We start from the raw sequence: 19,475 nt of genomic DNA on the forward strand, positions 1-19,475 counted from the left end.
GGTCTTTTGGAACGAGTTGTTCGAGACTTATCATCTCGATTTCATATTGGAGTGAGGGTGTATTTTTGAGCATAGGCATTTCCTTTTTTCGATATGCCTATTAGATCAAACCTCTAGAGGTATGTCTAGAGGTTTGTCAGCAGTCTGACAGCTTTATATCAAAGATATAAAGCTGTTTAAAATCTTTTCTAAAAAATTTTAGTCAATTTAGCAATACTATTTTACTTCTCGAATCATAATTTCGGCTGGGATGGTTTCGCCTTGCCAATAAAGTTCGGCGGCAACGTTTTGTGCCAAATCCAAAAATGCTTTGCTGATTTCATCATCAGGTGCGGCGATTACAGTTGGTTTGCCTTGATCCAAATCCTCGCGTAAACGGATATGTAACGGTAATTGCCCTAACAATTTGATGTTGTAACGTTTAGCAATTTTTTCTGCACCGCCGGTGCCGAAAATCGCTTCGTGATGACCGCAATTTGCACAAATATGAACACTCATATTTTCAACAACGCCCAATACCGGCACCGAAACGCGGTTGAACATCGTGATGCCTTTAATAGCATCCAATAATGCAATATCCTGCGGTGTGGTTACTACAATTGCACCGGTTACCGGAATTTGTTGTGATAATGTCAATTGAATATCACCTGTTCCCGGCGGCATATCGATCACAAGATAATCCAAATCCGTCCACCAGGTTTCATTCAATAATTGGCTCAAAGCACTGCTTGCCATTGGTCCGCGCCAGATAGTTGCACTATCCGCATCCATTAAATAGCCGATTGAGTTAGATTGCAAACCGTGTGCCACAATCGGTGTCATATGTTGATTATCCGGCGAAGTAGGGCGTTGCTCTTCAGCCCCCAACATATAAGGGATGGATGGGCCATAAATATCAGCATCTAAAATACCTACTTTCGCACCTTGTGCTTGTAATGCTAATGCCAAATTAACCGCAGTTGTCGATTTTCCTACTCCACCTTTACCAGAACTCACCGCAATAATGTTTTTCACTCCGTTTACTGCCGGTTGATTGTTAGCTCTTTTTAAAGTGGCAATTTGATAATTAAGATTCCATTCAGTTGATGCAACCTTCGCCAACCGTGCCAACGATTCACTTAATGATGCTTTCAAATCGGCAAAACCGCTGTTCCAAGCAAACGGCATTATTAACTCAATTTGTAATTTATTGTTTTCACAGCTGATTTTTTTTACCGCTTTTAATGTCAACAAATCTTTTTGTAAGGTAGGATGTTGAAATTGTTCTAATTTATCGGCAATTTGTTGCACGATATTTTCATCAAGATGAGTATAAGTAAAATTAAGACTACGCATTTATCTGTCCTTAAATTAGGTAGTGTTTAAATTAGCTCGCCTATTTAACCACGACCACAGGCAACTGTTAAGTAAAATCAACCGAAAACAGCACTAATACATATTTCGTAGTAGTAGTTAAACTGGAAAATAGCCTGTCAATAGAGTAACATTAGCGGTTATTTTCACAATTAAAAAACGAATTAATCAAAAGGAAAAATTATGTCCAGTCGCCGTCAAATATTAGTTACTTGTGCCTTGCCTTATGCAAACGGTCCAATCCACTTAGGTCATATGCTTGAACATATTCAAGCTGATATTTGGGTACGTTTTCAACGGATGCGCGGCAATGAAATTTATTTTGTCTGTGCCGATGATGCGCACGGTACACCGATTATGTTGAAAGCGGATCAAATGGGAATTTCGCCGGAACAGCTGATTGCCGACGTTCAGCAACAGCATATTTCTTCATTTTCCGGTTTTAATATCAGTTACGATAATTACTACTCCACGCATAGTCCGGAAAACCAAGAATTATCCTGTGCAATCTACACTAAATTGAAACAAAACGGCTTTATCAAGAGCAAAACCATTTCTCAACTTTATGATCCGGAAAAAGGAATGTTCCTGCCGGATCGCTTTGTGAAAGGCACTTGCCCGAAATGTAAAGCGGAAGATCAATATGGTGATAACTGTGAAGTCTGCTCCGCCACTTACAGCCCAACAGAGTTGATTAATCCTCGTTCTGTCGTTTCCGGCGCAACTCCGATCCTGAAAGAGTCCGAACACTTTTTCTTTGATTTACCGTCATTTGAATCAATGTTGAAAGACTGGATTAAATCTGGCACGTTGCAGACCGAAGTTTCCAACAAAATGATGGAGTGGTTTGAATCTGGTTTACAGCAGTGGGATATTTCTCGTGATGCGCCTTATTTCGGTTTTGAAATTCCAAACCAACCGGGTAAATATTTCTATGTTTGGTTGGATGCGCCGATTGGTTATATGGCCTCTTTCAAAAATTTATGCAGCTGTAAAAATATTGATTTTGACCATTTCTGGCAGCAAAACAGCAACACCGAACTTTATCATTTTATTGGTAAAGATATTGTCTATTTCCACAGTCTATTCTGGCCGGCAATGCTTGAAGGTGCAGGTTACCGCAAACCGAATAATATTTTCGTACACGGTTATGTTACGGTCAACGGTGAAAAAATGTCCAAATCGCGCGGTACTTTCATTCAAGCAAAAACCTATCTTGAACACCTCGATCCGGAATGTTTACGTTATTACTATGCAGCGAAATTAAGCGGACGCATTGATGATTTAGATTTAAATTTGGAAGATTTCGTGCAACGAGTGAACAGTGATATCGTCAATAAATTGGTGAATCTTGCCAGCCGTAACGCCGGCTTTATTCAAAAACGTTTCGGCGGAAAATTAGCCGATCGCTTACACGATCAAGCTTTATGGCAAGAGTTCAGCCAACAGGCGGAACAAATCGCACAATATTATGAAAACCGCGAATACAACAAAGCAATTCGCGAAATTATGAATTTATGCGACAAAGCAAATAAATATGTAGATGAAACCGCACCTTGGGTTATCGCCAAAGATGAGAGTCGTCAGCAGGAGTTGCACGAAGTCTGCTCAATGGGCATTCAAATGTTCCGTATGTTGATGGGCTATTTAAAACCGGTGTTGCCGACGTTGGCAGAGCGCGCAGAAGCCTTTTTACACGATGAGTTGCGTTGGGAAACCTTAACTTCACCATTATTGGCACACGAAATTGAGCCGTTTAAAGCATTATTCAGCCGTTTAGAAATGAAACAAATTGATGCTTTGATCGAAGCTTCAAAGGCAGAAAATGCGCAACTGGCAGCACAAGCTGCACCGGCAAAAGCAAGCGAAACCGACAGCGAAATTGAGCCGTTTGAAGAAACTATCTCAATTGATGATTTCGCCAAATTGGATTTACGCGTGGCAAAGGTGTTGAAATGCGAAGCTGTGCCGGAAAGTAAAAAATTATTGAAATTCACGCTTGATTTAGGTGTTGAAACTCGTCAAGTTTTCTCCGGTATCAAAGCGGCTTATAGCAAACCGGAAGAGTTGGAAGGGCGTATGGTGATTATGGTTGCCAACCTTGCACCTCGTAAAATGAAATTCGGACTTTCCGAAGGAATGATTTTATCTGCCGGTAGTGGCGGTGCCGATCTGTTCCTACTTGATGTTGATAGCGGTGCCAAAGCCGGTTATCGTGTCAAATAATCCGTTATAAACTAAACAGAAATGGCGCTTTCATTGGCGCCATCTCTTTTCTTTGTTTAATCATTACTTATCTAAGAAAAATAATGTCACTCACACCCGAAAGCCAACTATTACAACGCCATCTTGATCTGTTTGAGAATGAAAATGTGCTTTTTCTCGGCAATGTACAGGACGATTTTCCGGCACAATGCCGCACTTTAGCAAAACAAATTAAGGTGGTGAGTTACTACTTTGATTATGTGCGTCACGCTAAAAATCCTACTGAATTTGCGCTTGAAGCGACTTATCAAGGCGCATCGCTCATCGTTTTTTACTGGGGTAAAAACAAACAGGAATGCCTGTTCCAATTAACGCAAATTTTGTCGCAAGCTCCTGTCGTGCAAAAAATGTTGCTGGTGGGAGAAAATCGAGGCGGTGTCCGCTCTGCGGAAAAGTTCTGTGGCGAATTAGGCGATATTCATAAAATTGATTCAGCACGCCGTTGCAGTCTTTACTATTTTGAATTACAGAAGCCGGTGCAATTTGCATTATCCGATTGGTGGAAACAATATTCACTGCCTCAATTGCCGCAATTAACCATTTATGCACTACCGGGAGTCTTCAGCTCCGGTGAACTGGATCAAGGGACAGATTTATTGCTTTCCACCTTGCAACAGCCTATACAGGGAAAAGTGCTGGATGTCGGTTGCGGCGCAGGCGTAATCGGTGCTTATTTGAAATTCCATTCACCGCAAATTGATCTGACAATGAGCGATATTCACGCAATGGCTATTGCCTCAGCAACACAAACGTTGCAACAAAATCAACTGCAAGGCTCCGTTATTGCCAGTGATGTTTTTTCGCACATTAATGACAAATTTGATTTAATTATCTCCAATCCGCCCTTCCATTCAGGGCTGGATACGGCTTATCAAGCGGTAGAAACGTTAATCACTGAAGCTAAACAACATTTAAATCGCGGCGGGGAATTGCGTATTGTCGCCAATGCCTTTCTGCCTTATCCGGATCTGCTGGATCGCTGTTTTGGTGCACATCAGGTTCTCGCAAAAACCGGAAAATTTAAGGTTTATAGTGTGAAAAACGCTTAAATAACGGTATCTATCATAAAAAAACATACACTTATCACGGTGTATGTTTTTTGTTATATCGTTGAAAAACCACAATAAAATGATCGACAGACAACCGTTTTACATCGGCTTACTCCAATCGATTACTCTCAACCCCTCTACCCGTGAAAACTCATTCATATTGTTAGTAACAACTGTCAAGCCTAGACTCCTTGCGTGCCCGGCGATCATTGCGTCATATGGTCCAATAGGTTGCCCAATTTTTGCTAATTCAGCTCTTATCTGCCCACTATGATATGCTGCTGCCTCACCATAATCCAAAACGGCTAATCTTGCACAGAAAGATTCGATAACGGCAAGATTCTGTGCCGTTTTTTTGCTTTTCTCTGCCCCATAAACCAGCTCCATTAATGTAATCGAGCTGATACAAAGCATAGATTGATTTTCATTAAATAACGGCAACAAATGTGGCGGCTTATTTTTTATCGTAAAAATAACGATATTGGTATCCAACATATATTTCAGCATTATAATTCTTCCCTTTCCTGTATCTGTGGTTGCTCACGACTTAACATAAAATCGTCCGATACGGAATTTGAATCATTGAACCAGCTGTCCCAAACATTATTGAGAGGTGTGATAATACGCATATCCCCTTGAATAATGATATTTACACTTTTTGTAGTATTAGGTAATTCTGCAGCTTTCGGAATTCTGATAGCTTGGCTTTTATTATTCATAAAAACAGTTGCGGTCACTACACTCATATTTACCTCCCTTTTTGTATATGGAATAGGTATATACTATACAAACTATCATTTTAATACTCAAGCATTACTGCCTTGTGACCCGCACAAAAATAAACTTTTCACAATTCCATTGTCTAAATCGCTACAATTTCGTATAGTAACTGCCGTTCTCAACGGGGTGCATTACCAAAAGTAAGGCTGAGATAATACCCGTCGAACCTGAACTGATTAGTCGCAGCGGAGGGATTTGAGAAGCAGCTTGCTATCTAATCCTGTTTGCATTTATCAATAATGAAATAGGAATCCACTATGTTTAAAAAAACACTTTTTCTCGGCACATTAGCCGTAAGTACCCTTTCTTTTGCCAATGCTGAAACCTTAACCGTTTATACTTATGACTCTTTCGCTTCCGATTGGGGACCGGCTCCGAAATTAGAACCTATTTTCGAAAAACAGTGTGGCTGTGATCTCAAATTCGTGCCTTTTGAAGATAGTGTCACAATGTTTAATCGAGTGCGTTTAGAGGGCAAAAAAAGTAAAGCCGATGTGGTGTTGGGTTTGGATCAAAGCCTCATTGAAGCGGCAGATCAATCACAGTTGTTTACTAAAACCGACATCAAGTTAGACAACCTGCACTTACCGCTAAATTGGCAAAATCAAACCTATATTCCTTATGATTTCGGCAGTTTCGCCTTTGTTTATGACAAAACAAAACTCAGCAACCCACCGAAAAGCCTAAAAGAGTTGATTGAACGTCAGGATTTACGCGTTATCTATCAAGATCCTCGTACCAGTTCTGTCGGTCGCGGTTTATTGCTTTGGGTCAATCAGGTTTATCCGCAAGATCAAGTGGCGCAAGCGTGGCAGCAACTGGCGAAACACACCGTTACGGTCGGCAAAGGCTGGACTGAAACTTACGGTGCTTTTTTGAAAGGTGAAAGCGATTTAGTGTTGAGCTACCGTAGTTCACCACTCTATCACCAATTAAATGAACAGAAACAAAACTATGCGGCAACTGCATTCAGCGAAGGCAACATTTTGCAAATCGAGATTGCGGCAAAATTAAAAGCAAGCAAACAAACAAAATTGGCAGATCAATTTTTACAATTTCTGCTCTCGTCAGAAGCACAAAATATTATTAGCCAAAGTAATGTGATGTTTGCCGTTACCGATGCGCCAATTGAACCGCATTATGATCAGTTGCGTCATCAAGTGCTAACTGAAAAAACCATTGATACCTCAAACATCAGCCATCAACAGACCAAACAGTGGCTTGCGGTATGGCAAAACGCTTTGGCAAAATAATGCGTTACCTTCAAATAAAACGGCAACTATTTCGCTTGCCGGGGTTGGCTGTATTATTGCTGCTCGCCATTATTTATGGCGGCAGCTTGCAACAATTACTGCAACATAGCCGCTTCTCACAATGGTTTGATTTACTGCAAAGCGAATATCTGCAGCAAGTGATCTTTTTCAGTTTTTATCAAGCCGGATTATCTGCCGTTTTCTCGCTGTTTTTTGGTATTCTTGTTGCCAGATCGCTGTTTTATCTTGATTTTTTTGCTAAACCCTTTTTATTAAAAATTTTTTCGCTCACCTATGTATTACCGGCACTGGTGGCGATTTTCGGCATTGTCGGTATTTACGGTTTTAATGGTTGGATTAATCAATTTCTGCGTCTATTCGGGCAGCAGCTTCCCGATATTTACGGTTTAAGCGGTATTCTAATCGCCCATCTTTTTTTCAATATTCCGTTAGCGGCAAAAGTGTTATATCAACGCTTACAACAGCTGCCTGCCTCGCAATTCAAATTGGCGGCGCAACTGAATTTACGTCATTGGCGTTTTTTCCGTTGGGTAGAAATGCCTTTTTTGCGACCAACCTGTTTTAATCTGTTCGGGCTGATTTTTTTGCTCTGTTTTACCAGTTTTACCATTGTTTTAACGCTGGGCGGTGGGCCGAAATACACCACGTTGGAAGTGGCAATTTATCAGGCGATTACTTTTGATTTTGATATTGAAACCGCAGCATTATTGGCGATTTTACAATTTCTGTTCTGTTTCACCCTGTTCAGTATCAACAATCGTTTCGCTCGTTATCAACAAAGCGAAACTTCACCTCAAGCGCGTTGTTTACCCAATTTAAACCGCTATCAACGTTGCTATCACTACTTTATTTTAATCACCGCAACACTTTTCATTGTCGCGCCGCTACTGGAAACACTATTTGCCGGATTAAATGCCCGTCATTTATGGCAACAGTTGTTACATCCGGCGTTATGGCAAGCCATTGTTTTTTCGCTATTGTTGGCACCCACTGCGGCACTGCTCTGTCTGCTGCTGACAATTTCACTTCTCTTGACCACTCGCCACCTCTATTGGCTCGGCAAGCAACGCAGCAGTCAATGGATGCTAAATATCGGCACAATTATTTTAGCTATTCCAACTTTAGTGCTGGCAACGGGGCTATTTCTTTTTCTCGCCGAGATGGAAAGCAGCACAATATTGTTGTTCGTTTTAGTTGCACTCTGTAACGCTTTAGTGGCAATGCCATTCGCCTTACAACTGCTCACCGCCCCTTTTTACAGCAATATGTTGAACTTCCAACGTCTCTGTTTATCATTAAACCTTCGTGGTTGGCAACGTTGGAAAATTGTTGAACGATCAACATTAATCCGCCCATTACGCTCGGCATTTGCCTTAGCAATGGCAATTTCGTTAGGTGATTTTACTGCCATTGCCCTTTTTGGTAACAACGGTTTCACTTCACTGCCGTTGTTGCTTTATCGACAATTAGGGCATTATCAAAGCGATGCCGCCGCTGTCACCGCAATGGTGTTATTGCTGTTTTATTTTTTCATTTTTTTATTTACGGAACAGAATCGATCCAATGATTACACTTAAACAGGTGCATTACGCTTATCCGCCGATGCCAATGTATTTTGATTTACAACTTAACCGAGCTGAAAAAACTGCCGTGATCGGTGCCAGTGGTGCCGGTAAATCGACTTTGCTCAATCTTATCGCCGGTTTTGAATATGCCGCATCAGGAGAAATTTGGCTTAACGGTGAAAATCACACCGCCACCGAACCTTATCAACGTCCGGTATCAATGTTGTTTCAGGATAATAATTTATTTAATCATCTCACTGTCGCCGAAAATATCGCTTTAGGCTTAAAACCAAGCCTTTCGTTGAATAAAACAGAGCAACAACAGGTTACTGATGTTGCCGAACAGGTCGGGCTGGAACATTATTTACCAAGATTGCCGCAACAGCTCTCCGGCGGGCAAAGACAACGCGTTGCTCTTGCCAGAACATTATTGCGTAATCGTCCGATTCTACTGCTGGATGAACCTTTTTCAGCTCTTGACCCTGAATTACGACAAGAAATGTTGCAGTTGGTGGATACCATCTGCTGTCAAAAACAGCTATGTTTATTATTGGTAACGCATCAACTCAGCGAAGTCATTAACATTATGCAGCGTGTTATTCGCATCGATAATGGTAGGATCACTGAAAATTATTTGGTGCAACGCCACAATAATCGTTAGAATACAGAACTTTGTTACAAAAATGCTAAGGACAGGAATATGACAACAACAACGCTTGAACTCACTTCACTCACACCACATCCAAGCGTGGAATATTGGTCAGTGTGCAAAGTGGAAGCCCTTTTTGAAACACCATTTCTTGATTTAATCTATCGTGCCGCACAAGTCCATCGTGAACATTTCAATCCACAAGCAATTCAGCTCTCAACACTGATGTCGATTAAAACCGGCGGTTGTCCGGAAGATTGCGGTTACTGTCCTCAATCCGCTCGTTACCAGACCGGGGTGCAAAAAGAAGAATTGTTAGACATTGAAGATATTGTGGCTAAAGCCAAAATTGCTAAAGAACGTGGTGCGAGTCGTTTCTGTATGGGTGCAGCGTGGCGAGGTCCAAAACCGAAAGATATTGAAAAAGTTTCCGCAATTATTAAAGCGGTAAAAGAGCTCGGACTAGAAACGTGCGGTACTTTTGGCTTATTGCAGGATGGAATGGCAGAACAGCTTAAAGAGGCAGGTTTGGATTATTATAACCATAATATTGACACTGCGCCGGAACATTATGAAGAGGTGATCAGCACTCGCCGTTTTGATGATCGTATCAACACGCTCGGCAAAGTGCGCAAAGCCGGATTGAAAGTGTGCTGCGGCGGTATTGTGGGAATGAATGAAACTCGTAAAGAACGCGCCGGTTTGATTGCTAGCTTAGCCAATCTTGATCCGCAACCGGAATCTGTACCGATAAATCAACTGGTCAAAGTGGAAGGCACACCAATGATGGAAGCGGAAGAGCTGGATTGGACAGAATTTGTGCGCACCGTTGCTGTTGCCCGCATCACAATGCCGAACAGCTATGTACGTCTCTCCGCCGGTCGTCATAAAATGCCGGAAGCAATGCAGGCTCTCTGTTTTATGGCTGGTGCAAACTCCATTTTCTACGGCGATAAGTTGTTGGTCACCGGCAACAATGAAGAAGATCACGATCAAATGTTAATGGCTAAATTGGATTTAGTGCCGGAAACATTGGAGAACAAGCTAACTTCTGAAGAGTAATTGCTGTTCAAAGCAATCTTTCTTTTTCTGAACCCAATTACCATTTGATCGTTGGGTTTAGTTTAATTGGAAATAGATGGTTCTCCGCCTATTTTTGCTCAGCATAATTTATAAAATAACCCACCGCGCCTTGTAGCCTATCGTTAATAAAAATCAATGGAATGCGGTTACGTTGCCACGGTGGCACAGCCAACATCTGCCACACTTTTTTAATGTCGGTATGTTTTGCATTAGCTTTGATTTTTACCGTTTTAGAATAGTGAAAACCGATAGTGATTCGGTATGGCACTTGCGGTAACGGCAAAATTAGTTGCTGCTGTTGCCACGCAAAACAGAGTTGCTGCGGTTGTTGCTCACAACGCAATTCACCTAAATTATCCGGCAATCTCACGCTTTCTCCGCTTTGAATTGGCAATTTTATTGTGCGTAAATCTTGATAAATTGGGGTTAAATAGAGCTGTTGCTGATAACGCCGCACCACTTTTTGATTAAGCTGTAATTCCGGTTGCCGATCATTTTTTGCTCCGACCACCTCATCCAGCAATACCTGCAACTGTTTTTGGCTCGGCATTGGTTGCTGTAAATGGGCAAACCAATAACGTAACAAATAACGCTGTTTGCGCAAAGAGTAGTCGTAAAAGCCTTTCAAATTCAAACTGTTATCTTGCATTAGATGTTGTTGAAAAATCGGCTGTAACAACTCTTCCAACAGCTGTTCCTGTTCGGCACAATGTTGTGCAGAACGTACGATTGCCTGATCAATCGTTGCCCAACGCTGTCGTAATAACGGCAAAACCTGATGACGTAAAAAGTTACGTTCGTAACGTAGGTCATCATTGCTTTCATCAAAAATGGCAGTTAATTGATTTTCCGCTAAATATTGCTCCAATTGTCGCCGAGTCACACTTAACAACGGACGAAAAATCGGCACAGAAAAGAGTCGGGATAAGGTTGGCATTGCGGCTAAACCTTTTACCCCACTGCCCCGCTTTAATGCCAATAAAAAAGTTTCACTTTGATCATCCAGATGATGGGCGGTAACCAACATTTCATTGTGATTAAGATGTTGTTGAATGGCTTGATAACGCGCCTGTCGTGCTTGAGCTTCAATATTACGTTGCTGCTGAAGTTGCACTTTTTCAAAACTGAACGGAACATTGAACTGTTGGCAAAGTTGTCGACAATGATCTAGCCAATAATCGGAATTGTTGCTGATACCGTGATGAATATGGATAGCACGAAACTTCAAAGGCATTTGTTCCGAAAGTCTCACAAAAAGATGCAACAGAACTGTTGAATCAACACCTCCACTCAAACCAATTAAAAACGCCTTGTTTTGCAAGGCGTTTTGTTCTATCTGTTGTCTTAGTACAGTAATCAAATCCATATTAAGCAATTTTCACTGCTTGATATTGACTGGTCGGCGTGACGATCAAATTACGGGCGGCAATAATCTGCAACTCATATTTACCTGCCTCTTTGGTAACCGTCATTACATCATTAACTGCATTGGCAGTATGCTCAAACGCTGCCACTTCCGATTTTCCATTTAATAAATTAGCCAAGAAAATGGCACTGGTCATATCGCCCACACCCACCGGATCACGCCCCACAAATTCGTGCAACGGACGGCTGATATGCCACATTCCCTGTTGTGTCGCCAACACCATTTCAAATTTATTCGGGTTCTGACCGACCCGACTGAGATGTTTCACCAACACTTTTTTCGGCCCTTTAGCTAAAATGGCTTCTATCGCCTTTAATGCTTGCGTGAAGTTCTCTACCGTTAATCCGCTTAATTCTCGCAACTCAACTAAATTCGGCGCAATAATATCGGCTTGGCTGATGGCATCTTTTACTAAAAACTCCGCCACACCAGGCGCAACAACACACCCTTTATCCGGATGTCCCATCACCGGATCACAAAAATAGATCGCATTTGGATTAGCTTTTTTTACCGCATTGACAGTGTTGAGAATTTCCTGCCCTTGCTCCGCTGCCCCGATATAACCGGACAACACCGCATCACATTCGGATAAAGCGCCGATATCAGCGATCCCTTGCGTAATTTCAGCAATCTGCTCTTTCGGAATCACCATTCCTTTCCAGCGCTGATATTGCGTGTGATTGGAAAACTGCACGGTATTCAATGCCCACGCATCAACACCAAGCAATTGCATCGGCAATACCGCTGCTTTATTGCCGGCATAACCATAAACCACGTGCGATTGAATTGATAAAACATTTTTCATTTCAATCTCTCCTTTTAATTCGTTTTTATTTTAACAATAGCCGTAACTCATTAAACGTTGATAACGGCGAGCAAGCAAGGCATCACTATCCAACACGGATAATTCCGCCAAATCAGCATTCAGTTGTGCTTTTAAATTTTGTGCCATCTGTTCCGGATGACGATGCGCACCACCTAACGGCTCTTCGACAATGCTGTCGATTAACTCCAATTTTTTAAGACGATCTGCCGTTAATCCCATTACTTCCGCAGCAGTAGAGGCTTTATCCGCTTTTTTCCAAAGAATGGAAGCACAACCTTCTGGTGAAATCACCGAATAGGTGCTGTATTGCAACATATTGACTTTATCACCGACCCCAATCGCCAATGCGCCACCGGAACCGCCTTCACCGATAACAGTACAAACAATCGGCACTTTTAACATTGACATCTCACGTAAATTGCGGGCAATCGCTTCAGATTGACCACGCTCTTCCGCACCAACGCCAGGATAAGCACCCGGAGTATCAATAAAAGTGATAATAGGCATTTTGAAACGTTCCGCCATCTGCATTAAACGCAATGCTTTGCGGTAACCCTCCGGTGCCGGCATACCGAAATTACGCATCACTTTTTCTTTTACAGTGCGCCCTTTTTGATGACCAATAACCATTACCGGACGATCATCCAAACGCGCAATACCGCCCACAATCGCTTTATCATCGGCAAAAGCGCGATCACCTGCCAACTCTTCAAATTCAGTGAAAATATGTTGAATATAATCCAAAGTATATGGACGTTGCGGATGGCGCGCCATTTGAGAAACCTGCCACGCCGTTAAATCGGCAAAAGTTTTTTTAGTCAGCTCTTCGCTTTTCTTTTTTAATCTTGCAATTTCTTCATCGAGATTGATTTTATCATCTTGTCCTGATACAGAACGGAGTGAATCAATCTTTGCCTCAAGTTCGGCAATAGGGAGTTCGAAATCTAAAAAATCTTGATTCATAAAGTTTCCTTTTGTCATTAGAGATAAACGGCACAAGAATGCCGTTTATTCTATGCTTTTTTTTCTAAGTTTGCAGTGTTTTTCTATTTTGTTAACTTATCTTTATTATCCAGATTCGCAAAAAAAGTTGCCAAAATCGGGCCGGAAATATTGTGCCAAAAACTAAATACGGCACTCGGCACTGCGGCAATCGGGTTAAAATAAGCTGTTGCCAATGCAGCACCTAAACCGGAGTTCTGCATTCCCACTTCAATCGCCACTGCCTTGCTGTCTGCAAAATTTAATTTAAACAGTTTTGCGACAACAAAACCTAATAGATAGCCCAAACCGTTATGTAACACCACCACGATAAAAATGAGCAATCCGGATTCAATGATTTTATCCTTGCTGACCGCCACCACTGCCGCCAGAATCAATACAATCGCAATCACCGACACCAATGGCGTGCAAGTACCTAATTTCACCATCTGTTTAGTCAATAACGTTCTTGCCACCACACCTAAAAATACTGGGAATAAAACGATTTTTAGCACAGAAATAAACATCGCATAGGCATCAATATCAAGCCATTGACTCGCTAACACATAGAAAACCGCCGGTGTTAAAAATGGCGCCAATAAAGTAGAAACTGAAGTACAAGCAACGGAAAGCGCGGTGTTACCCTTTGCTAAATAGGTCATTACATTAGAAGAAGTTCCGCCCGGGCAAGCGCCAACCAAAATGATACCGACCGCTAAATCTGCCGGTAAATTGAAGCCTTTTGCCAACGCAAAAGCAATCAAAGGCATAATCACAAATTGTGATACCACCCCGATTACTACCGCTTTTGGATGTTTCACCACTTCACTAAAATCATTCACTGTCAACGTGATCCCCATACCGAACATTACGATACCTAATAGATAAGGCACATAGGCAATTAAAGAGGAGAAATGGCTTGGAAATTGATAGGCTAAAAAAGCGAAGAGTAAAACCCAGAGGGAAAATGTTTTGCCGGCAAATTGGCTGATTTTTTGTAGTGTTTGCATAAATTTTGTCCTAAATACAGTTTTTTATTGTTAAGTTTGAATGAAAGCCTATAAATTTACCCTTCTATTGAAAATTTTCAATCGTTTTGTCGATTTATTTAAAAAAATAAAGGCGAGAACTCCTTTCTCGCCTTCATTCTATTACTACAAATTTACTTTCTACTCTACTTTTACTGCTTGGACTGCACTTGCAATGCTGACCTGAAAATTATCATATCAGATAAAAATATTGAGTCAATAGGAATTATTCTCATTTGTTAGATTCTTATTCACCGGAGATTTTCATCTGTTCAATCAAAATTGAGCCGGTGCGAATATTGGAACGTAATTCGATGTCATCGCCAACCGCAACAATTTGTTTAAACATTTCCGGTAAACTGCCGGCAATGGTAATTTCAGAAACCGGAAATTTAATCTCGCCGTTTTCCACCCAGAAACCGGATGCGCCGCGTGAATAATCACCTGTCACTAAATTTACGCCCTGCCCCATTAATTCTGTCACCAATAATCCTGTTCCCATCTGTTTAAGCAGTGCGTTCAGCCCTCCCTCGCTGTTCGCTTTAACCAGCCAGTTGTGAATACCGCCGGCGTGCCCGGTGGTCTGCATTCCCAATTTTTTGGCACTGTAAGAGGTTAAAAGATAGGTCTGTAAAACACCATCAACAATAATATTATGATCTCGCGTTTTCACCCCTTCGCTATCAAACGGTGTTGAGGCTAATTGCGCTAAAAGGTGTGGACGTTCCTCAATTACAAACCAATCCGGCAAAATGGTTTCACCAAGTTTATCCAAAAGGAAAGAGGATTTTCGATACAACGCACCGCCACTGATGGCTGAAGCTAAATGTCCGATAATGCCGGTAGCAACATCATTAAGGAAAATAACCGGTACATTTAATGTACTCAGTTTTTGTGGATTTAATCTTGCCAATGTTTTTTGGGCACAACGCTCTCCAACCCAAGTTGCTGTTGCTAACTCATTGAATTTTCGTGAAATGGTGTATTCATAATCACGTTCCAAATGATCATTTTCTGCGGCAATGACACTGCAAGAGAGCGAATAACGTGATGAAGGGTAACTATTTAATACACCATATGTGTTCCCATAAACTCGGATGCCTTCACTGGAATTAAAACCGCCGCCCTCACTGTTAACAATTTTATTATCATAATTCAGTGCTGTTTTTTCCGCTTTCAACGCCAATGCTACCGCCTGATCCACACTAATATCTGCCGGATGATAAAGCTGTAAATCCGGTGGATTGAATTCCATCAACGCTTTTGGTGCTAATCCGGTGCAAGGATCTTCCGAGGTATATTTCGCAATGGACAATGCCGATTCGACAGTCCGCTTAATCGCCTGTTCCGATAAATCTGAGGTGGAGGCATTGCCCTTTTTATTGCCGATATAAACGGAAATTCCCATTGCACCGTCATTGTTAAACTCTAAATTTTCAATCTCGCCTAATCGAGTAGAAACGCTCAATCCGCTTACTTTTGTCATCCCCACTTCTGCGCTGGCTCCGGCTTTTTCAGCCAACGATAAAGCATAAGCAACCACATCTTTTAATGCGGTTTGTTGTTGTTCTATGTCTTGTTTTTTTATCTGTTCCATTTTTGTTCACTCTAATCATTCTGATTTGATTTTCGGAATTTTAGCCAACTTCTGCTACAATGGCGAATTATTTTACTACCAATAGGAAACTGTTATGCGACATAAAAACAAAGAGATTGAATGGCAGCAAGAAGATGAAGAAGAGATTATCTGGGTCAGCAAAAGCGAAATTAAACGTGATGCTGAAGCCTTAAAGAAAATGGGCGAAAAAATTGTTGCATTATCGGACAGTGCTTTAAGCCAGCTTCCATTGGATGAGCAACTTGCCGATGCTGTTAATTTGGCAAGAAAATTGACACGTGAAAGTTATCGTCGTCAAATTCAATTTATCGGGAAATTATTACGTCAACGCGATGTTGAACCGTTACAAGCCGCATTGGATAAACTCGAGAATAAACATAATCAGCAACAGATTCTGTTGCATAAAATTGAGGCTTATCGTGAGGCATTATTGGAAAACGGCGATGAAACAATTAATCAACTTTTAAATGATTATCCGTCATTGGAACGTCAAAAATTACGTGCTTTAATTCGTAATACATTGAAAGAGAAAGAAAAAAATGCACCACCTAAAGCTTATCGGGAAATTTACCAATATCTAAAAGCACATATTTTGGATGTATAGGTTTTTGTTATCAAAGATAGAGGTGCTTTCTTTCAAAAAATTTGTTACACTTCTTCGCGTTTTAATACCGATGATACTTTTTATTAACATTTTTAACAAAGAAGGATGGAATTATGGCTTACACATTACCAGAATTAGGTTACGCTTACGATGCATTAGAACCACATTTCGATGCATTAACTATGGAAATTCACCACTCAAAACACCACCAAGCTTATGTAAATAATGCGAATGCATTACTTGAAGGCTTATCTGAAGAATTAAAAGCAATGTGCCCAGGAAAACTTTCTGCAAACTTAGACAAAGTGCCAGCAGAAAAACGTACCGGTTTACGCAACAATGCGGGTGGTCATTTTAACCATTCCCTTTTCTGGAAATCATTGAAAAAAGGTACTACTTTACAAGGTAAATTAAAAGAAGCGATCGAACGCGATTTCGGTTCTGTTGATGCCTTCAAAGCAGAATTTGAAAAAGCAGCTGCAACTCGTTTCGGTTCAGGCTGGGCGTGGTTAGTATTAAAAGATGGTAAATTATCTGTCGTTTCTACTGCAAACCAAGACAACCCATTGATGGGTAAAGACATTGCCGGTTGCGAAGGTTTCCCACTTGTTGGCCTTGATGTTTGGGAACACGCTTATTATTTGAAATTCCAAAACCGTCGTCCGGACTACATTAAAGAATTCTGGAATGTTATTAACTGGGATTTCGTTGCTCAACGTTACGAAGAACATTTAGCAAAATAATTTAAAAAATTTGAATACACATTTTAGTTAATGTTAATAAAGCCGCATTCATTGCGGCTTTTTCATTCCATCAAACTGTTGAATACAGATTTTTTTTAAGCAACTACTGTTCGGCTTTTGCCCTCAATTTCTGTAAGATTTTTTGATGAATTCCTCCGAAACTACCGTTACTCATCACTAAAATATGATCTGTCGGTTGTGCTTCTTCGACAATTTTATCCACCAATAAATCAATATCAGCTGTCCACACTGCCGGTTGAATACATTGATTAGCAATATCAACCACTTGCCACGGTAAATTTTCCGGTTGCAACAGGAAAACATAATCGGCTCTGACCAATGCTGGCGCAAGTTCTTTGGTATGAACGCCCATTTTCATTGTGTTGGAGCGTGGTTCAAGCACTGCCAAAATACGAACACCGCCACCGACTTTATCTCTCAAAGCGGTTAATGTTGCTGAAATTTCCACCGGATGATGGGCAAAATCATCATAAACGGTGATACCGTTCACTTCACCTTTCACTTCCAAACGACGATTAGCATTCACAAAAGTAGCGAGTGCTTTACAAGATTGTTCGATACTGACACCGGCGTGATAAGCAGCTGCAATCGCCATTAGCGCATTAAACATATTATGCTGTCCGACAATATTCCACTCTACTTCCGCCACTTTTTGCTGTTGATGATAAACCTCAAATTTAGTGCAATCATTGCGTAGGCGTTTTGCAAACCACTCTTTGTCTTCACCAATAAACTGCTGTTCACTCCAGCATCCCATCGCTAATGTTTCTTTTACACTGGTTTCATCGGCAAAAGATAAAATACGCCCTTTTGACGGGATAGTTCGAATCATATGATGAAATTGTCGTTGGATTGCTTTTAAATCATCAAAAATATCGGCGTGATCAAAACCGATGTTATTAATAATCAACGTTTTAGGATTATAGTGAATAAATTTTGAACGTTTATCAAAAAAGGCGGTGTCATACTCGTCCGCTTCAATCACAAAAAATGGTGATTTACCTAAACGAGCGGAAATACCGAAGTTACCTGAAATACCGCCGATTAAAAATCCAGGTTCTAACCCTGCCTGATCTAAAATCCAAGTTAACATTCCGGTTGTCGTGGTTTTGCCGTGTGTGCCGGAAACTGCCAATACCCAACGATTTCTCAGCAAATTATCGTGTAACCATTGCGGTCCGGACATATATGGCAAATTATTATCCAGCACATATTCCACGCAAGGATTACCTCGTTTCATCGCATTACCGATAATGACAAGATCGGGTGCCGGTTTTAATTGTTCAACATCATAGTTCGGAATAATGTCAATGCCACTTTTTTGTAAAAAAACACTCATCGGCGGATAAACATTGACATCTGAACCGGTAACTTTATAGCCAAGTTCTCGTGCAATCATTGCTAATCCACCCATAAAGGTGCCACAAATACCCAAAATATGAATATGTTTCTGTTCCATTTTATATCCTACTTTACTTATTTTTATTTAAATCAAACGTTCCTTTAGCTGATCTGTAAATGATACTATTCTCGTTCCATTTTTGTGCTGCCCCACAATTTGCGTCATATATGACTAACTGTTATTATTCCGTAGAAAATAATATAAGCCACTATTAGGATCAAATAGGATCAAGATATGAATAGTAAATCTCACATCAACTCTATCAGTATTCTAATGCCTATCTTTGCGTTTATTCTAGTGATTTTTTTCATCATTTTCAGTACTCAAGCGGCTGCTTCTGTGCAACCTAATTCATTTACCAATAAACCGTTCGACTCTTATAAACTGGTCGATATACAAGTTGTTTCGCAAAACATTCAAAAACAGGACGATGGCAAATTAATGTTTTCAACAACTTACTTGATTAAAAATAAATCTTCACAAAATATCAAACAGTTAGCTTGGTATGCTGTTTTTATTTTGGGGCTGAAGTAGATTAGCGTTAAATCTGACACCATTTCCGCAGGATTTTGAGCTGTTGAGATGGTGTCCCATAGTTGAAACGAAACTCACATTCTTTCAAAAAAAGAGGGAAAGATTTTCGATCAATTCCATTATACTTTCTTAGCACACGCTTTGCTTGATTCCAAAAATTCTCTATCCCATTAATGTGATTTCGCCGCTCAGCAAAATGAGTACTGTGGTTAATTCTATAGTGCGTAAACTCACTAACATCTAGCACATCATAGCTATGATAACAATCTGTATA

The 19,475-nt window shown here is 40.8% G+C and carries 19 protein-coding genes and 1 riboswitch; of the genes, 9 read left to right on the top strand and 10 right to left on the bottom strand.

Annotation, left to right across the window (positions count from 1 at the left end):
- Window positions 1–216 precede the first annotated feature (216 nt).
- Window positions 217–1,335, bottom strand: a complete 1,119-nt coding sequence (apbC, locus tag A3EO_RS0107775; protein ID WP_018346691.1) for an iron-sulfur cluster carrier protein ApbC — start codon at window positions 1,333–1,335, stop codon at window positions 217–219.
- A 201-nt stretch (window positions 1,336–1,536) separates the two neighbouring features.
- Between apbC and metG the strand changes: the two genes are divergently transcribed.
- Together metG and rsmC are read left to right on the top strand one after the other, a co-directional pair.
- On the top strand, window positions 1,537–3,579 hold the full coding sequence (gene metG / locus A3EO_RS0107780; protein ID WP_018346692.1) for a methionine--tRNA ligase: 2,043 nt from the start codon (window positions 1,537–1,539) through the stop codon (window positions 3,577–3,579).
- 83 nt (window positions 3,580–3,662) lie between these two features.
- Window positions 3,663–4,667 (top strand): 16S rRNA (guanine(1207)-N(2))-methyltransferase RsmC, encoded by a 1,005-nt coding sequence (gene rsmC / locus A3EO_RS0107785; RefSeq protein ID WP_018346693.1) that lies wholly within the window; start codon window positions 3,663–3,665, stop codon window positions 4,665–4,667.
- A gap of 99 nt (window positions 4,668–4,766) precedes the next feature.
- On the opposite strand, the gene vapC is transcribed toward rsmC, so the two are convergent.
- Window positions 4,767–5,174, bottom strand: coding sequence for a type II toxin-antitoxin system tRNA(fMet)-specific endonuclease VapC (gene vapC / locus A3EO_RS0107790; protein WP_018346694.1), 408 nt, complete (start codon window positions 5,172–5,174; stop codon window positions 4,767–4,769).
- Window positions 5,174–5,413 (bottom strand): type II toxin-antitoxin system VapB family antitoxin, encoded by a 240-nt coding sequence (gene vapB / locus A3EO_RS0107795; RefSeq protein WP_013746890.1) that lies wholly within the window; start codon window positions 5,411–5,413, stop codon window positions 5,174–5,176. Before vapB ends, vapC begins: the two co-directional genes overlap by 1 nt.
- 146 nt (window positions 5,414–5,559) lie before the next feature.
- Window positions 5,560–5,659, top strand: a riboswitch (TPP riboswitch).
- 45 nt (window positions 5,660–5,704) lie between these two features.
- On the opposite strand from vapB, the gene thiB reads away from it, so the two are divergent.
- The 4 genes from thiB to bioB are packed head-to-tail and all read left to right on the top strand — an operon-like array spanning window position 5,705 to window position 9,997.
- The gene (gene thiB / locus A3EO_RS0107800) at window positions 5,705–6,700 is read left to right on the top strand and encodes a thiamine ABC transporter substrate binding subunit (protein WP_018346695.1); all 996 of its coding nucleotides are present in this window, start codon (window positions 5,705–5,707) and stop codon (window positions 6,698–6,700) included.
- The gene (gene thiP, locus A3EO_RS0107805; protein WP_018346696.1) at window positions 6,676–8,298 is read left to right on the top strand and encodes a thiamine/thiamine pyrophosphate ABC transporter permease; all 1,623 of its coding nucleotides are present in this window, start codon (window positions 6,676–6,678) and stop codon (window positions 8,296–8,298) included. Before thiB ends, thiP begins: the two co-directional genes overlap by 25 nt.
- Complete coding sequence (gene thiQ, locus A3EO_RS0107810) at window positions 8,285–8,947, top strand: thiamine ABC transporter ATP-binding protein (RefSeq protein ID WP_018346697.1); 663 nt, start codon at window positions 8,285–8,287, stop codon at window positions 8,945–8,947. The genes thiP and thiQ overlap by 14 nt, the downstream gene beginning before the upstream one ends.
- 39 nt (window positions 8,948–8,986) lie before the next feature.
- Complete coding sequence (bioB, locus tag A3EO_RS0107815) at window positions 8,987–9,997, top strand: biotin synthase BioB (RefSeq protein WP_018346698.1); 1,011 nt, start codon at window positions 8,987–8,989, stop codon at window positions 9,995–9,997.
- Between the two features lie 88 nt (window positions 9,998–10,085).
- Here bioB and tilS read toward each other — a convergent pair whose 3' ends face one another.
- The 5 genes from tilS to pmbA all read right to left on the bottom strand — a co-directional run bounded on the left by tilS (window position 10,086) and on the right by pmbA (window position 15,876).
- On the bottom strand, window positions 10,086–11,384 hold the full coding sequence (gene tilS, locus A3EO_RS0107820) for a tRNA lysidine(34) synthetase TilS (RefSeq protein ID WP_026211057.1): 1,299 nt from the start codon (window positions 11,382–11,384) through the stop codon (window positions 10,086–10,088).
- A 1-nt stretch (window position 11,385) separates the two neighbouring features.
- A complete protein-coding gene (gene pdxY / locus A3EO_RS0107825; protein WP_018346700.1) occupies window positions 11,386–12,249 on the bottom strand; it encodes a pyridoxal kinase PdxY in 864 nt (287 codons plus the stop codon).
- Window positions 12,250–12,279: 30 nt separating this feature from the next.
- On the bottom strand, window positions 12,280–13,233 hold the full coding sequence (accA, locus tag A3EO_RS0107830) for an acetyl-CoA carboxylase carboxyl transferase subunit alpha (RefSeq protein WP_018346701.1): 954 nt from the start codon (window positions 13,231–13,233) through the stop codon (window positions 12,280–12,282).
- 83 nt (window positions 13,234–13,316) lie between these two features.
- Window positions 13,317–14,261 carry a bile acid:sodium symporter family protein gene (locus A3EO_RS0107835; RefSeq protein WP_018346702.1) on the bottom strand — a complete coding sequence of 315 codons (945 nt, stop codon included), beginning with the start codon at window positions 14,259–14,261 and terminating at the stop codon, window positions 13,317–13,319.
- A gap of 265 nt (window positions 14,262–14,526) precedes the next feature.
- On the bottom strand, window positions 14,527–15,876 hold the full coding sequence (pmbA, locus tag A3EO_RS0107840; protein WP_018346703.1) for a metalloprotease PmbA: 1,350 nt from the start codon (window positions 15,874–15,876) through the stop codon (window positions 14,527–14,529).
- 94 nt (window positions 15,877–15,970) lie between these two features.
- On the opposite strand from pmbA, the gene yjgA reads away from it, so the two are divergent.
- Together yjgA and sodA are read left to right on the top strand one after the other, a co-directional pair.
- Window positions 15,971–16,501: a ribosome biogenesis factor YjgA gene (gene yjgA / locus A3EO_RS0107845; RefSeq protein WP_018346704.1), complete on the top strand. Its 531-nt coding sequence runs from the start codon at window positions 15,971–15,973 to the stop codon at window positions 16,499–16,501.
- 113 nt (window positions 16,502–16,614) lie between these two features.
- The gene (sodA, locus tag A3EO_RS0107850) at window positions 16,615–17,244 is read left to right on the top strand and encodes a superoxide dismutase [Mn] (protein ID WP_013746872.1); all 630 of its coding nucleotides are present in this window, start codon (window positions 16,615–16,617) and stop codon (window positions 17,242–17,244) included.
- 103 nt (window positions 17,245–17,347) lie between these two features.
- On the opposite strand, the gene mpl is transcribed toward sodA, so the two are convergent.
- The gene (gene mpl / locus A3EO_RS0107855) at window positions 17,348–18,724 is read right to left on the bottom strand and encodes a UDP-N-acetylmuramate:L-alanyl-gamma-D-glutamyl-meso-diaminopimelate ligase (RefSeq protein WP_018346705.1); all 1,377 of its coding nucleotides are present in this window, start codon (window positions 18,722–18,724) and stop codon (window positions 17,348–17,350) included.
- A 177-nt stretch (window positions 18,725–18,901) separates the two neighbouring features.
- On the opposite strand from mpl, the gene A3EO_RS0107860 reads away from it, so the two are divergent.
- Window positions 18,902–19,201, top strand: a complete 300-nt coding sequence (locus A3EO_RS0107860; RefSeq protein WP_018346706.1) for a hypothetical protein — start codon at window positions 18,902–18,904, stop codon at window positions 19,199–19,201.
- Window positions 19,202–19,208: 7 nt separating this feature from the next.
- Here the strand turns inward: A3EO_RS0107860 and A3EO_RS13155 are convergent.
- On the bottom strand, window positions 19,209–19,475 hold a 267-nt coding region (locus tag A3EO_RS13155), incomplete at its 5' end, for a transposase (RefSeq protein WP_169333127.1).

This window comes from Gallibacterium anatis DSM 16844 = F 149, from assembly GCF_000379785.1.
Taxonomy (GTDB): Bacteria; Pseudomonadota; Gammaproteobacteria; order Enterobacterales; family Pasteurellaceae; genus Gallibacterium; species Gallibacterium anatis.